The 14979-nt window shown below is 76.6% G+C and carries 6 protein-coding genes; 4 read left to right on the top strand and 2 right to left on the bottom strand.

What is annotated here, in order from left to right; genetic code table 11:
- The first annotated feature begins 151 nt into the window (after nt 1-151).
- Together ABTY56_RS25415 and ABTY56_RS25410 are read left to right on the top strand one after the other, a co-directional pair.
- Nucleotides 152-3601 (top strand): right-handed parallel beta-helix repeat-containing protein, encoded by a 3450-nt coding sequence (locus ABTY56_RS25415; RefSeq protein ID WP_350631477.1) that lies wholly within the window; start codon nt 152-154, stop codon nt 3599-3601.
- 255 nt (nt 3602-3856) lie between these two features.
- Nucleotides 3857-4510, top strand: coding sequence for a sigma-70 family RNA polymerase sigma factor (locus ABTY56_RS25410; RefSeq protein WP_350631476.1), 654 nt, complete (start codon nt 3857-3859; stop codon nt 4508-4510).
- Nucleotides 4511-4602: 92 nt separating this feature from the next.
- Here the strand turns inward: ABTY56_RS25410 and ABTY56_RS25405 are convergent, their stop codons facing one another.
- Nucleotides 4603-7458 carry an AfsR/SARP family transcriptional regulator gene (locus tag ABTY56_RS25405; RefSeq protein WP_350631475.1) on the bottom strand — a complete coding sequence of 952 codons (2856 nt, stop codon included), beginning with the start codon at nt 7456-7458 and terminating at the stop codon, nt 4603-4605.
- A gap of 347 nt (nt 7459-7805) precedes the next feature.
- Here ABTY56_RS25405 and ABTY56_RS25400 point away from each other — a divergent pair, with 347 nt between their 5' ends.
- Nucleotides 7806-10556 carry an AfsR/SARP family transcriptional regulator gene (locus ABTY56_RS25400; protein WP_350631474.1) on the top strand — a complete coding sequence of 917 codons (2751 nt, stop codon included), beginning with the start codon at nt 7806-7808 and terminating at the stop codon, nt 10554-10556.
- A 414-nt stretch (nt 10557-10970) separates the two neighbouring features.
- Nucleotides 10971-13298: an ATP-binding protein gene (locus ABTY56_RS25395; RefSeq protein ID WP_350631473.1), complete on the top strand. Its 2328-nt coding sequence runs from the start codon at nt 10971-10973 to the stop codon at nt 13296-13298.
- A 52-nt stretch (nt 13299-13350) separates the two neighbouring features.
- On the opposite strand, the gene ABTY56_RS25390 is transcribed toward ABTY56_RS25395, so the two are convergent.
- On the bottom strand, nt 13351-14658 hold the full coding sequence (locus ABTY56_RS25390) for a serine hydrolase domain-containing protein (protein WP_350631472.1): 1308 nt from the start codon (nt 14656-14658) through the stop codon (nt 13351-13353).
- Between the last annotated feature and the right edge of the window lie 321 nt (nt 14659-14979).

Raw genomic sequence — 14979 nt, 5'->3', positions numbered from 1 at the left:
CGGGGCCCACCACGCCCGGCGCGGTCCGCGGCACCCGCCCGTCCCGCAGCCGGCGCCCCGGCCGGGCCGCCCCCGACCCCGGCCGACCCGTCCGGCCGGGCAGCCGACCGGCGAAGGACCACCACGCCCGACGACGAAGGGAACCCCAGGCATGTCGCGCCCGGTGCTGACGGTCTGCGCGGAGCGGCGGGAGCCCGGCTCCTACCGCACGATCGGCGAAGCCCTCCAGGCCGCCCGCAGCGGCGCGGTGATCTCGGTACGCCCCGGCCGGTACGACGAGAACCTGGTGCTCACCAAGGCGGTCGCCATCACCGCCGAGGGCGCCCGGGGCAGTGTGCGGATCAGCCCGCGGCGCGGCTCGGTGGTCCATGTGCTCACCGACGCCGTCCGGTTGACCGGACTGGTACTGCAGGGGCAGGACGACGAGCTGCCCGCCGTGGACGTCCCACGCGGCCGACTCTCCCTGCAGGACTGCGAGGTGGCCGGCAACGCCTGGACCGCCGTGCTCACCCGCGAGCAGGGCGAACTCGCCATGCGCGACTGCCGCGTGGTCAACCCGGCCGGCGCCGGGCTCGTCGAGACGTCCACCGGCGCCAGCGTCATCGAGGACAGCGTCATCGAACACCTGGGCACCTCCGCCCTGGTGATCGGCGAGCGGGCCGACCCGACCGTACGGCGCTGCGTGCTGCGCGACGCCCGGGGCAACGGCGTGTGCGCCAACGGCGAGTCCCGCGGCGTGGTCGAGGACTGCGAGATCTCCGCCACCGACCGGCCCGCCGTGGCCCTGGAGGAGCGGAGCACCACCCGCCTGCTGCGCACCGGGATCCGCGACAGCGCCCTGGGCGTGTTCGTCGGCTCCACCGCCCGGGTCGTGCTGGAGGACTGCACCGTCACCGCCGTCCGCGGCCACGGCTACGTGCTCGCCGACGGCACCGACCCGCTGCTGCGCCGCTGCCGCGCCGTACGGCCCCAGGGCCACGGCCTGCACATCGCGGGCCGCTCCCGGGGCACCTTCGAGGACTGCGAGGTCAGCGCCCCCGCCGGGGTCGGCATCCACGTCGGCGAGTCGGCCTGCCCGGTCCTGGTCCGGGCGGTGGTGCGCAACGCCGAGGCCGACGGCGTCGAACTCACCGGGGAGAGCGCCGCCGAGTTCGACCGGCTGGAGGTCCGCGACGCGGCCGGCACCGGCATCGTGGTGCGGGACGGCGCCGACCCGCTGCTGCGCCGCACCGCCGTCACCGCCGCGGGCGGCCACGGGATCGAGGTGCTGCGCGACGGGCGGGGCCGGATCGAGGACGCCCTCGTGCTCGACTCCGGCAAGCACGGCGTCCGCATCGCCGACGGCGCCGACACCCACCTCGACGGCGGCCGGGTGCACGGCAGCGGGTCCTGCGGCATCTCGGTCGGCGCCGACGGCGTCGCCACCCTGCGCGACGTCGAGACCGCCGAGAACGCCTTCGACGGCGCGAGCGTCGAACGCGGCGGCGAACTGACCGCCACCGGCACCGTGCTGCGGACCAACCGCCGCCACGGGCTGCACCTGGCGGTCGGCGCCCGCGCCACGCTGACGTCCTGCCGGCTCACCGGCAACACCGTGGACGGGCTGCGCTCCGACTCCGCGGAGCCCGTCCGGCTCACCGCCTGCCTGGCCGCCGGGAACCAGGGCGCGGGCCTGCGGCAGACCGAGCCGACCGGCCGGCTCGCGATCGAGAACCTCGACAGCCGGGACAACCGCTCGCCCGACGCCGTCGGTCCGGTGGCGGTCGCCGGCGTCGCGCCGGGTGCCGCCGGGGTCGCCGAGGCCGCTGGGGCCGCCGGCGCCGCCGGGGGACGGACCGAGGCCGTCGACGGGACCAGGCGGCCCGTCCCCGCCGACCCGGGCCCGCGGGAAGCGCAGGGAGCGCAGTCGCCGCAGGGTCCGCAGGGAGCGCAGTCGGCGCGGAGCGCGCAGGGGGCGCAGGCCGTCCTGCAGGCCCTGGTCGGGTTGGAAGGCGTCAAGGAGCAGGTCGCCACCCTGGTCAACCTCAACAAGCTGACCCGGCGCCGTGAACAGGCCGGGCTGCCTGCCCTCCCGATGAGCCGGCACCTGGTCTTCGCCGGGCCGCCCGGCACCGGCAAGACCACCGTCGCCCGGCTCTACGGCGCCATCCTCGCCGAACTCGGCGTGCTGCGCAGCGGCCACCTGGTCGAGGTCGCCCGCGCCGACCTGGTCGCCCCGGTCATCGGCGGGACCGCCCTGAAGACCACCGAGGTGGTCAGGGCGGCCCTCGGCGGCGTGCTGTTCGTCGACGAGGCGTACACCCTGTCGTCCGGCTCCGGCTCCGGCTCCGGCTCCGGCCCGGACTTCGGCCGAGAGGCCGTCGACACCCTGGTCAAACTGATGGAGGACCACCGCGAGGACCTGGTGGTGATCGTCGCCGGGTACGAGGCCGGCATCCGCGGGTTCCTCGCCTCCAACCCCGGCCTGGCCTCCCGGTTCAGCCGCACCGTCGAATTCCGCAACTACAGCGCCGACGAGCTCACCACGATCGTCGAGCACGCCGCCGCCGCCCACGGCTACGAACTCGTCGAGGGCACCCGCGCGGCGCTCGCCGTCCGCTTCGAGCGGATGCCCAGGGGCGCCGCCTTCGGCAACGGCCGGGCGGCCCGCAGGGTGTTCGAGGAGATGGTCGACCGGCAGGCGTCCCGGCTCGCCGGACTGGAGCACGTCGACGACGCCGCACTCACCCGCCTGCTGCCCGCCGACGTCGGCGGGCGGGCCGCCGCGGCCGGGATCGGGGAGCCCGGCCTGCTCGACCGGCTGCGCGCCATGGTCGGCCTCGCCGCCGCCAAGGAGCAGGTCGAGGACCTGGTCAACCTCACCCGGCAGACCCGCCGCCGCACCGACGCCGGGCTGCCCGCCGCCACCATCGGCCACCACCTGGTCTTCTCCGGCCCGCCCGGCACCGGCAAGACCACCGTCGCCCGGCTGTACGGCGAACTCCTCGCCGAACTCGGTGTCCTGCCCGGCGGCCGGCTCGTGGAGGCCGCCCGCGCCGACCTCGTCGGCCGCTACATCGGCCACACCGCGCAGCTCACCCGGGACATCTTCGAACGCGCCCGCGGCGGCGTGCTGTTCATCGACGAGGCCCACACTCTGACACCCCGCCACGGCGCCGCCGGCGACTTCGGCCAGGAGGCCGTCGACACCCTTGTGAAGCTGATGGAGGACCACCGCGACGAGGTCGTGGTGATCGCGGCCGGCTACCAGGAGGAGATGCGCGGCTTCCTCGCCTCCAACCCCGGCCTGGGCTCCCGGTTCTCCCGCGAGATCACCTTCGACCACTACACGGACGACGAACTCGTCACCATCGTCCGGCTGCAGGCCGAGGCGGCCGGCTACGGCTGCACCCCGGAGACCCTCACGGCTCTCGGCACGCTGTTCCGGGGCGTCCCGCGCGACCGCTCCTTCGGCAACGGCCGGTTCGCCCGGCAGGTGCTGGAAGCGATGATCACCCGGCAGGCCGGCCGGCTCTCCCGCGTGGACGTGGTGGACCTGGACGAGCTCAGCCGCCTGCTGCCACCGGACATCCCGACCGAGCGGATCGGCGGCCTCGTCTGACGGACGCGCGCTCCGACGGCGGTCCGGCGCGGCTCCGACGGCGGTCCGGCTCCCGTCCCACGCGGCACCGGCGGGCGGGCCGGGTGCCGTGGGCAGGGCGTTGGCGGATCGTTGGCGAGGACTTGGCGGGGTCCGGCAGTGTGCTGTCGAGTCGCCGCCGGGGATGTCCGGTCGGCGCCAGCGGTGCCCTCCCGTGCCGTGCCCCCTGCCCGACCTGAGAGGTAGCGCGTGTCGAAGCCGTTCGTTGCTCAGCCCATGCCCGTCACCGAGTCCTCCGAGGGACCGTCGGACGCGGCGGCGGCTGCCACAGACCAGGCCCGCCAAGACCGCCAGGACCGTCCGACCCTCGACCCGGAGATGCTCGCCGAGATCCACCGGCTGCACGGCAGCTACCTGCTGCGGGCGCTGCTGCGGGCCACGGGTGGGGACCGCGGCAAGGCCGAGGACATCCTGCAGGAGACCATGCTGCGGGCCTGGCAGCACCCGGAGGCGCTGAGCAAGGGGCCGGAGCAGAGCCGGCCCTGGCTGTTCACGGTGGCCCGGCGGATCGCGATCGACCACTACCGGATGGCCGCCGCCCGCGCCAAGGAGGTGATCGGCGAGCCGCTGGAGGACCGCCCGCTCGCCGAGGACCCGTACGAGCAGGTCGTGGCCGCGCGGGACATCGCGCTGGCGCTTCGCCGGGTGCAGAAGCACCACCGCGAGGTGCTGGTCGAGCTCCACCTGAAGGACCGGTCGGTACTGGAGGCGTCGGCCCGGCTGGGGGTGCCGCCGGGCACGGTCAAGTCGCGCAACTTCTACGCGATCCGGGCGCTGCGCCCGGTCCTGGCGGCGGAGCACGGGTACGCCCCGACCGGGCGCCCGTCGTCGGCGGCCGCGGAGAGCGGGGCCGCCTCGGCGGCCCGGTGACGCCAGGGTGTCCGGTGCCCCGGCGGCGCTCGGCAACCTCGGCTACGGCGGCTACCTCGGCTTCCTCGGCGGACCGGTGACCGGTGGGCGCCTCAGCGCCCCGGTGACCAGTCCGCCGAGCGGAGGTTGAGCTCCTCCAGAGCGGCGGTGAACTCGCTCCGGTAGCCCGCCTGCCGGTCGTGGGAGCGGAAGCGGTCGAGCGCGGTGCGCATTCGGCCGCGAACCTCCGGCTGCCGGCCGCGGGCCAACAGGTGGGCGGCGTAGGACTGTTCGGCGAGCGCGTGCAGGTAGAGCAGGCCGGCCTCCTCGCAGGCGGCGAGCAGCCGGTGCCAGGCGAGGTCGGCGGCCTCGTCGCGGACGGTCGGCGGGAGGGCCTGCGCCTCGGTCAGCAGCGACCAGAGGTGGACCTCGGTGACGGGGGTCGGCGGCAGCAGCTCGCGGGCCTCCCGGGAGTGCCGCTGCGCGCCGTCCCGGTCGCCGGTCGCCAGGCTCACCCAGCCCTGGTGGACCTTGGCGTCGACGAGCCGTCGGCGGTTGCCCGAGGCGAGGGCGAGGGAAGTGGCGGAGGCGGCCAGCCGTTCGGCCTCGGCGGCGTTGCCGAGCATGGCGGTGACCAGCGCGAGGGTGGCGAGCGACCGGACGCGGGCGGACGCGGCCCGCGGCCCGTCGGTGGAGTCGGTGGCGGCCACCGCCTTCCGGGCCGCCTCGGCCGACTCGTGCCGCCGTTCGAGCGAGACGAGGGCCTGCGCCCGGCAGTTGTGCAGCAGCGCGACCGCGACCGGGTCGCCGCACCGTTCGGCCGCCTCCTGGCCCACGACGGCGCGGGCCAGCCAGTCGGAGAAGCGGCTGGCGCCGTAGTAGAGCGAGCCGCTGGTCAGGGCGAGCCGCCAGGCGCGTGCGGGGTCGGCGACGGCGGTGGCGTCGACCAGCCCGCGGACGGCGGGCTCCTCGGTGCGGAACCAGTCGAGCGCGGTCCGGATGTCGCCGACGGGCGGGAGGGCCTGCGGCGGGTGGGCGGGCGGCTCGTCGTCCTCCTGGCCGGGGTCGAGGAGGAGGCCGCAGCGCCGGAGGGCGGCGAGGTAGTAGTCCGCGAGGCGTTCCCGGAGCAGGCGTCGACGTGCCTCGGGCAGTTCGAGGAGCCGTTCGGCGCTGTACAGGCGGACCAGGTCGGTGCGGCCGTAGCGGCCGGGGGCGGTGCCGGTGAGCAGGTGACGGGCGGCCAGTTCGCCGAGCGCCCGGTGGGCGGTGGCGGGGTCGGTGCGGAGCAGGGCGGCGCTCGCCAGGGTGTCCACCTCGCCGCCCGGGTGGACGGCCAGGGCGGTGAGCAGTTCTGCTGCGGATGAGGAGAGTTGACGATACGTCAGATAGAGGTGCGGGCCGATGCCGAGGCCGTCGCCGGCATCCAGGACGGCCAGCCGGCGCTGCTCGTCGTCGAGTTCGGTGGCCAGCTCGGCGACCGTCCAGTCGGGCTGGGCGGCCAGGCGGGCGGCGGCGATCCGCAGGGCGAGCGGCAGCCGGTCGCAGCGGCGGACGAGACGGGCGGCGGCCTCCGGTTCGGCGCGCACCCGTTCGGGCGTCAGAGCGAGTTCCAGGAGGTGCAGGGCGTCGTCCTCGGGCAGTGCGGCCAGGCGCAGCAGGGCGGCCCCGTCGAGGGCGACCAGGTCCTCCAGCGGTCCCCGGCTGGTGACGACGGCGGCGCAGCCGGTCCCCTCGGGCAGCAGGTCGGCGACTTGGTCCGGGTCGGCGGCGTCGTCCAGGACCACCAACAGTCGTCGGCCCCTGGTGCGTTCGCGGAAGAGCGCGGCCCGTCCGGCGCGCTCGGTGGGCAGGGCGTCGGCGGGGACGCCGAGCGCGTGCAGGAAGTCGGCGAGGACGGCGTCGGGGCACGCCGGGCCGGCCGGGGCGAGCCCGCGCAGGTCGGCGTACAGCCGGCCGTCGGGGAAGCGGTCGGCGGCCCGGTGGGCCCAGGCGGTGACCAGCGCGCTCTTTCCGACGCCGGCGGGGCCGACCACCAGGACCGGGCCGTCCGCGGCGCGGTCCGGGGCGCAGACCTGGTCGAGCCGGTCGAGCTCGGCCTGCCGTCCGACGAAGTCCACCATTCGGCGGGGGAGTTGCTCCGGGACGCGGGCGGCGACAGCCGTCGTCGGCAGGGGCGCCGGGGCCGCCCCGTCGTCGGCCAGCACCTCGGCGAGGGCCGCCTGCAGGGCCGGGCCCGGCCGGATCCCCAACTCGCGGTCGAGCCGCAGCCGGGCCTGGTGGTAGGCGGTCAGCGCGTCCGCGGGCCGTCCGGCCTGGCGCAGGCAGCGCATCAGCAGCGCCACCAGCTCCTCGCGCAGTTCGTTCGTCCGGACGTTCTGCTCCAGCACCGGCACCGCCGCCGCACCGGTGCCCTGGCGCAGCCGCAGCGAGGCCCAGCGCAGCAGGGCGGCCGTTCGGGACTGCTTCAGGTGGTCCACGGCGGCGGTGCGCAGCGGGGTGTCGGGCAGGTCGGCCAGCGCCTCACCGCGCCACAGCCGCAGCGCCTCCTCCAGCAGGGCGATCGCCTCGGCGACGCCGGCGCGGCCCGCCGTGTCGACGCTGCCTGCGGGGCCCGTGCTGTCGGTGGCATCGGCGTGCTCGGCGGCCCGGGCGGTCAGCGCCTCGAAGCGCAGCGCGTCCACCTCGTCGGCCGGCCCGGTCAGCAGGTAGCCGGACGCCCGGGTGTGCAGCTCGAACGGCGTGCCGGCGAGCACCTTGCGCAGCGCGGCGACGTGCCCCTGCACTGCCGCCCGGGCGCTGGCCGGCGGCCGCTCACCCCACAGCGCCTCGCAGAACCGGTCCACGGTGACGACGCGCCCGAGCCCCAGCGCCAACAGCGCGAGGACCGCCCGGCGCTGCGCCCCGGCCAACGTGGCGAAGCCGTCCGCTCCGGCCCGCAACTCCACCGGGCCGAGCAGCCGAATCCGCACCTGGTACCCCCACGCTCGCCGCTCACCACACCCGGGGTGGCCCCGGGGTGGAGCAGTGTAGTGCGCGAACCGGTCCGGTCCGCGGCAGGTCGTCGCCCCTGCCCCCGGTTGACGCGGTCGGGGCCGGAGCCGGTTGCGTCGGTCGTCGAGGGGCGTGCCCCCCGGGGGGCACGCACCGGCCCGGGGGTGGGAGGGCGCCGGGCCCGGAGTCGTTCGGCGGGCCCGCCTGGTCGGAGCACCGGGTCCCGCCCGCCGGGGTGGACCGGTCCACGGGAACATGAACGGCCGGGGCAGGCGTCGGGCCTATGCTCGGACCGGAGTCCGCAGGTGGGGGAGGGGAGGGGCACGTGCACATCGATCTGCTCGGGCCGCTGGTCGTGCGGCGGGAGGACGGGGCGACGGTGACGCCCTCGGCCCCCAAACGGCGGGCGCTGCTGAGCGCGCTCGCCGTACGGCTGAACCAGACGGTGGCCACCGAGGAGCTGATCGAGCTGGTCTGGGACGGCGCGGCGCCGCCCACCGCGCGGGCCGCGCTGCAGGGGCACGTCGCGGCGCTGCGCCAACTGCTGGACGACCCGGCGCTGGTGCTGGACACCCGGGGCTCCGGGTACCTGCTGGCCGGTGATCCCGAGCGGGTCGACGCGCTGCGCTTCGCGCGCCTCTGCGAGGAGGCCGGTGTGCTGCTGCCCGGGCCCGACACCCCGGGGGATCCGGCCCCGAAGGACCCCGCGCTGCCGCTGCTGCGCGCCGCCCTGGACCTGTGGCGCGGCCCGGCGCTCGCCGACTGCGGCTCCGTCCGGCTGCGCGAGCGGGCCCTCCCGCACCTCACCGACCTGCGGCTGCGCGCCCTGGAGCGACTGGCCGAGGGGCGCCTGCGGGCGGGCCGCGGCGGCGAGTCGGCCGCCGAACTGGCCGAGGCGGCCGACGCCCACCCGTCCCGGCAGACGCTGACCGCCCGGCTGATCCAGTGCCTGGAGCAGGACGGTCGGCGCGCGGAGGCCCGTGAGCTGTACGAGCGCGCGCTGGCCCGGCTCTCCGGCCCGCCCGGACCGGAACTGCGCCGCGCCGGTGAGCCGTTCGGAGCCCGACCGGCCCCGGCCGACCGCCGCTTCGTCGGTCGGAGCGTCGAACTCGCCCGGCTGGACGGGGCCTTGCCCGCCGCCCGGGCGGGCCGCCTGCTCTTGGTCACCGGCCCGGCCGGGGTCGGCAAGACCGCCCTGGTCCAGCAGTGGGTGGCGCGGCACGGCGCCGGGCACTTCCCGGACGGCGTCCTGCGCGCCGAGCTGCGCGGCTTCGACCCGGACGGGCCGCGCGAACCCGCCGACGTCCTCGGCGAGTTCCTCACGGCCCTCGGTGTCGCCCCGGCCGCCCTCCCCGCCTCGACCGCCGAACGCTCCCGCCGGTACCGCGAGTTGGTCGCGGGCCGGCGGATGGCGATCCTGCTGGACGACGCCGCCTGCTACGAGCAGCTCGCCCCGCTGCTGCCCGACCCGCCACCGCCGACGGACCCCGGGAGCGGGCAGCCGGGGCCCGACAGCGGGGAGCCGCCGGCCCCTGTCGCCGTCGTCACCAGCCGTAGCCGCCTGCGCCGGCTGCTCGTCCGCGAGGGCGGCCTTCCGCTCCCGCTGGGCCCACTCACCCGCGAGGACGCCGCCGCACTGCTCGCCCGCACACTCGGACCCGACCGGACCGGGGACGACCCGGACACCGTCGCCGAACTCGCCGAACTCGCCGACTGCTGCGACCGCCTGCCGCTCGCACTGCGCCTGGCCGCCGCGCGGCTGGCCGCCCGACCCGACTGGTCCCCGGGCGACCTCGCCCGTGAACTCGCTGACGAGGAAACCGGGTTGGCCGCCCTCTCGGGTACCGGCGCCCTCACCGCGCGCGGCCCGATCGGCCTCACCACCGCCCTGGACCGGACGTACCGGACCCTGCCGCCCGACGCCGCCCGGCTGTTCACCCTGCTCGGCCTGCACCCCGGCGCGGTGATCGACACCGACACCGCCGCCGCCCTTGCCGACCTCCCGCCCGCCACCACTCACACCCTGCTGGCCGGGTTGGACGCCGTCCACCTGCTGGAGGAGACGACCCCCGGCCGCTACGCCCGGCGCGAGCTGGTGCGCCGCCACGCCGCCCGACAGGCTGCCGAACTCACCTGCGACGAACGGTTCGTGGCGCTCGACCGGCTGATCGCCCACTACCTGGACGTCACCGCAGGCTGGACGGCGGGGAGCACGGCGGCCGGATGCACGGCGACCGGGAGTACGGCGACCGGGAGTACGACGGCCGGCGCCGGCGCGCGGGCAGCGGCCTGGTTCCGCCGCGAGGAGAGCGCCCTGCGCGCCGTCGTGGTCAGCGCCGAGCAGTACGGGCGGACCACCGGCTCCTGGCAACTCGCCCACCGGATCTCGCTGTTGTACGAGGCCACCGGGCACGAACCGCGGCACTGGCGGGCCGTCGTCGAGGCCGGGCTGAGCGCCGCGCACGCCGACGGGGACGAGTCGGCCGTCGCCCGGCTCGGCACCGACCTCGCCGTCCTGCACATCGTCCGCGCCGCCCACCGCACGGCCGCCGAGCAGCTGGACCTCGCCGTCGCTGCGGCCGGCCGGGCCGGCGACCCGGCGCTGCGCCACCACTGCCGCAGCCGGGTGGCCGGCGCGCTGCTGCGGGCGGGCCGCTACGAGCGGGCGCTGCCCATGCTCACGGACCTGGTGTCCGCCGCCCGTACACCCGCCACCGGCCACCTGCTGGTCCCCTCGCTCACCGGCCTCGCCGACGCCCTGGTCCTGGCCGGCGCCCCGGGCCCGGCCCTCGCCCACGCCGACGAGGCCGTCCGGGAGGCCACCGCCCGCTCGGGCGGCGCCTCGGCCGTCCTCGCCACCCACAGCCGTGCCCGCGCCCTGCACGCCCTCGGCCGTCGCGACGCCGCGCTCTCCTCGGCCCGGCTCGCCGTCGCCCTCGGCCGTACCGTGGACGATCCCGCGCTGGAGGCGCGCTCGTACGGCCTGCTCGCGGACCTGCTGGACGAACTGGGCCGCACCGCGGAGGGGGCCGAGGCCCGGCGCCGCGCCGGGACGCCGACGGCGGGCAGCTGCTGACGGCGGGCTCGGCAGGTGGCCTGACCGTCTGCCCACCACGAGCCGTCGGGCCGGCGCTGCGCTGCCGGCCCACCGCGAGCCGCCGACCGGCGCTGCGCCGCCGGGCCGGGGCCGGGAGAAGCCGGTGTGAACCGCGCCCCGCCGTCGAGCCGTTGTCCAGAGAGCGGAACCACAGGCGGAACTACCGGCAGTTCCGGCGGGTGGAGCCGCCCTCGCACCGGGCCGTCCGGCACCCGCGCAGGGTGCCCGGCCAGGCATGCAGCGCCGACGAACGATCGGGTGCGAGGCGTTCCGCCGCCGGGCCGTACTTCTGCCTGGCGGCGACCGTCGGGCGCGGGGCCAGGCGGAATTGGCGACGTGGGGCCGTGCGGACGTGCGGAACCGGCAGGACCGAGTGAGTGAGGGTGGCGGCGCATGGTGGCTGGGGTCGACGGGACGGGCACCGACGTGGGCGAGTTCAGCCGCCTGCTGGCCGGGCACCGGGTGGCGGCCGGGCTGACCCAGGAGGAGCTGGCCGCGACCGCCGGGGTCAGCCTGCGCGCCCTCGGGGACATGGAGCGCGGCCGCACCCGCGGGCCGCAGCGGCGCACCGTGCAGGCCCTGGCCGTCGCCCTGGGGCTGGACGGCGGGCAGGCGCAGGCGTTGGACCGGGCCGCGCAGTCCGGGCGCCCGCGCGGTGTCCGGCCCGGTGGGGCGGCGATCGGCGTCCCGGCCCAGGCCGCGCCCCGCGAGCCGGTCCGCCGCGCGTCGCCCGGCAGCGTGCGCCAGAGCGCCCTCGCCCTGCCCCGTGACATCGCCGACTTCACCGCCCGCGAGGGCGCCCTCGCCGCCCTCGTCGGCCTCGCCTCGGACGACCGGCCCGCCCACCCCCGGGTGGTGCTGGTCAGCGGTCAGCCCGGCCTCGGCAAGACGGCCTTCGCCCTGCACGCCGCCCACGCCCTGGCCGGACGCTTCCCGGACGGCCAGCTCTCCCTCGACCTCGGCGGCATGTCCGGGCAGCCGCTGTCCGCCCGCGACGCCCTCGGTCAGGTGCTGCGCGCCCTGGGGGTCGAGGACGCGGCGGTGCCCGCCGGGGCGGAGGAGCGGGCCGGCCTCTACCGGGCCCTGGTGCGGGAGCGGCGGCTGGTCCTGGTGCTGGACGACGCGGCCGACGAGAGCCAGGTGCGCCCGCTGCTGCCCGGCGCCGGACCGGCCGTGACCATCGTGACCAGCCGCAACGCGCTGCCCGGCCTGGAGTCGGTGCACCGCCTCGGCCTGGACGTGCTCGCCCCGGCCGAGGCGGCCGGCCTGCTGGCCCGGATCGCCGGCCGGGAGCGGATCGAGGCGGCGCCCGACGCGACCGCCGAACTGGCCCGGCTCTGCGGCTACCTGCCGCTGGCGCTGCGGATCGCCGGGCAGCGGCTGGTCGCCCGGCCGCAGCAGCCGGTCGCCCACCTGGCGCGCCAGCTGGCCGTCGAGGAGAACCGCCTGGACCTGCTGGAGACCGGCGACCTGGCGGTCCGGCCGGCCTTCGAGCTGTCCTACCGCCGCCTGCCCGCCGAGTCCCGGCTGGTCCTCCGGCGCTGCGCGTTGACCGCCGGCCCGGACTTCACGGCGGTGGTCGCCGCCGCCTACGCCGGCCGGTCGGCGGCGCGCACCGAGCTGATCCTGGAACAGCTGGTCGACGCCGGACTCGTGCAGCCGGCCACCCCGGACCGCTACCGCCTGCACGACCTGGTGCGGCTCTACGCGGGCGAGCGGCTGGCCGTCGACGAGACGGCCGAGGAGCTGGCCGAGGCCCGCACCCGGGCCGGGCGCTGGATCCTCGACCGGGCCGCCGGCTACGGGCTGCGCTTCGACCCGGAGCACACCGAGGACGGAGCCGGGACGACCGGCTCCGCGCACCTGACGGAGGCGGCCCGCTGGCTGGAGGACGAGCACGCGGAGTGGCTGGCCGCGATGTACCAGGCGCAGCAGGCCGGCCGGTACCGGGAGGTGATCGACACCGCCGAGGCCATGCACTGGTTCTCCGACCGGCTGCTCAGCTGGGGCATCTGGGCGGAGGTGTTCCACCTCTCGGTGGACGCCGCCCGCGCGCTCGGCGACCGGCGGGCCGAGCCGGTGCACGTCAACTACCTGGCCTGGACGTACGTCACCTGTCTGCACCGCTACCAGCGCGGTATCGAACTGGCCGCCGAGGGACTGGAGTTGGCCCAGGAGTCGGGTGACCGCGAGCAGCAGGGCTGGGCGCTCACCTATCTCGCCTCCGGCCTGCGCTACCTACGGCGGCACCGTGAGGCGACCGACGCCTTCCACCGGGCGGCGGACGCCTTCGCCGAGCTCGACAGCCGCTCGGCGATGATCGGCCGGCTGGTCACCCTGCGCGGCGCCGCCAACTGCCTGCGGGAGTCCGGCCGGGCCGAGGAGGCCGTGGACTTCCGCAGGCGGGCGCTGGCCGGTGCGCTGGAGCTGGTGGAGCGCTGGTCCTCGCCGCTGATGAACCTGCTGGCGGCCATGACTGCGCACGAACTGGGCCTGGACCGCGCGGCGTTGAAGCGTTGGCCGGCCGCCGAGAAGGCCTACCGGCAGGCCCTGGTGCACTACGAGGCGGTCGGCCGGCCGGACAGCATGACCAAGACGCTGACCGAGCTCGGCACCGCGCTGATCGAGCAGGGACGCGCCGAGGAGGCCAGGGAACTGCTCACCGAGGCGCTCACCGACCTGAGCGCGGACGGCCCCCGGCCGGCGCCGCCCCGGCACTGACCACCGGCGCCCGTTCCCTCGCCGCAGCCGGAGGGAACGGGCGCCCGGGCGGTCAGATCCGGGTGTCCTCCACCACGGGCAGCTGCGCCACCGGGGCGGTGCCCGGAGCACCGGCGCCGGGGAGGTCGGCGTCCGGGAGGTCGGCGCTCGGCGCGAAGGCCGTCCGCGGTGCGACCGCGGGCTTCTTGCCGCAGAAGGCCGGCTCCAGCGTGTTCATCAGCCCCTGCGTCACCGCCCCGTTGTTGGAGGCGTTGGCGAAGACCACCACGCTGCGCCGCCCGTCCTGGGTCACGAAGGACTGGGTCTGGAACCCCTGCACGATGCCGCCGTGGCCGTACACGTCCCCGCAGGACAGCGAGATGCGGCGCAGCCCCAGGCCGTAGGAGATCTTCGCGGTGGGCGTCGGCAGGGCGGCGGTCATCCCGTGCAGCGAGTCGTCCGAGACCAGTCCGCCCCGGCCACCGGCCAGCAGCGCGGTCAGGAAGCGGTCGAGGTCCTCGGCGTCCGAGATGACGGCGCCGGCGCTCCACACCCAGGAGCCGGTCTGCTCGGTGGAGTCCAGCAGCGGCTTGCTGCGGTCGTCGTTGGTGAGGTAGCCGGTGACGTGGGCGCCCCGGATCCGCTGGTCGGGCACCACGAAGGAGGTCTTGCGCAGGCCGAGCGGCTGGATGATCCGCTCGTTCAGCACCTCGGCGTACGGCTGCCCGGTGAGGTGCTCGACCGCCAGGCCCATCAGCACGAAGTCGGTGTTGGAGTAGGAGTAGCGGCTGTCGGGGGTGTACTGCACGCCGTGCTTGACCGACATCGCCACCAGCTCGCGCGGGTCGTACTCCTTGGTGCGGATGCGCGCCTCGAACGCGCTGGTGGTCTCCTCGCCGGCCTGCTCCAGCAGGTCGTTGGTGTGGTCGTAGATGCCTGCCCGGTGCTCCATCACCTGACGGCCGGTCATGGTCCAGCCCTCCGGGAGGGTGCCCTCGGGCAGGTAGTCGCGCAGCGGCTTGTCGAGGTCGATCCGGCCTTCCTCCGCCAGCTGCATCACGAGAACGGCGGTGAACATCTTGCTGTTGCTGCCGACCCGGAACCTCCACGAGGAGTTCATCGGGGTCCCGTCCAGGTTCGCCTGGCCGACCGACACCGAGCGGGTGCTCTCCTTGCCGCCGTGGTCGCGGATCACCGCGAAGGCGCCCGGGGCGCCGGCGCCGGTGGTGGCCTGGAGGGCGGCGAGCACGCCGGGGATGTCGGAGGCGGGCGCGTCGGCGGGGCCCCGGTCTGCGGCCACGGCGTGCGCGGCGCCGGTCGCCACCAGGACGGCAGCGGCGGCGGCCACCGCGAGGGGGCGCAGAAGGCTGGTCTTCGCCATGTTCCTCGGTTCTCTCGTCAGCTGACGCGGCGTCGGACCGCGTCAATCGAAGATCACTATCACCGGCCGGACAGTCGAAGGCAACGTGAACCGGTTCGTCCGCATCGTCCGTTACGGACACCGGCGTGTCGGCCGCACCGTTCGTTTCCCGCTCCGGAGCCAAGGTTTCACCTGCTGTCGCCTACCTGCGTCGACGGCCGGGCCCCATGCTGTTCGGGCGCCTGACGCGCGTTCCGGTGCGCTCCCCGCGTCGGCTCCCTCCCCGCCGGAACCCCTCGACAGCCTCTCCGCCCCCAGCGCCGCCCCGCACCAGCTTCCGCT

This window comes from Kitasatospora sp. NPDC097691, assembly GCF_040302665.1.
GTDB lineage: Bacteria > Actinomycetota > Actinomycetes > Streptomycetales > Streptomycetaceae > Kitasatospora.
This window is presented reverse-complemented; position numbering and strand designations above follow the sequence as displayed.

Bases quoted from the DNA above. Each gene is read 5' to 3' on its own strand.
- ABTY56_RS25415 (WP_350631477.1), top strand. From the start codon at position 152: ATGTCGCGCCCGGTGCTGACGGTCTGCGCGGAGCGGCGGGAGCCCGGC.
- ABTY56_RS25410 (WP_350631476.1), top strand. From the start codon at position 3,857: ATGCCCGTCACCGAGTCCTCCGAGGGACCGTCGGACGCGGCGGCGGCT.
- ABTY56_RS25395 (WP_350631473.1), top strand. From the start codon at position 10,971: ATGGTGGCTGGGGTCGACGGGACGGGCACCGACGTGGGCGAGTTCAGC.
- ABTY56_RS25390 (WP_350631472.1), bottom strand. From the start codon at position 14,658: ATGGCGAAGACCAGCCTTCTGCGCCCCCTCGCGGTGGCCGCCGCCGCT.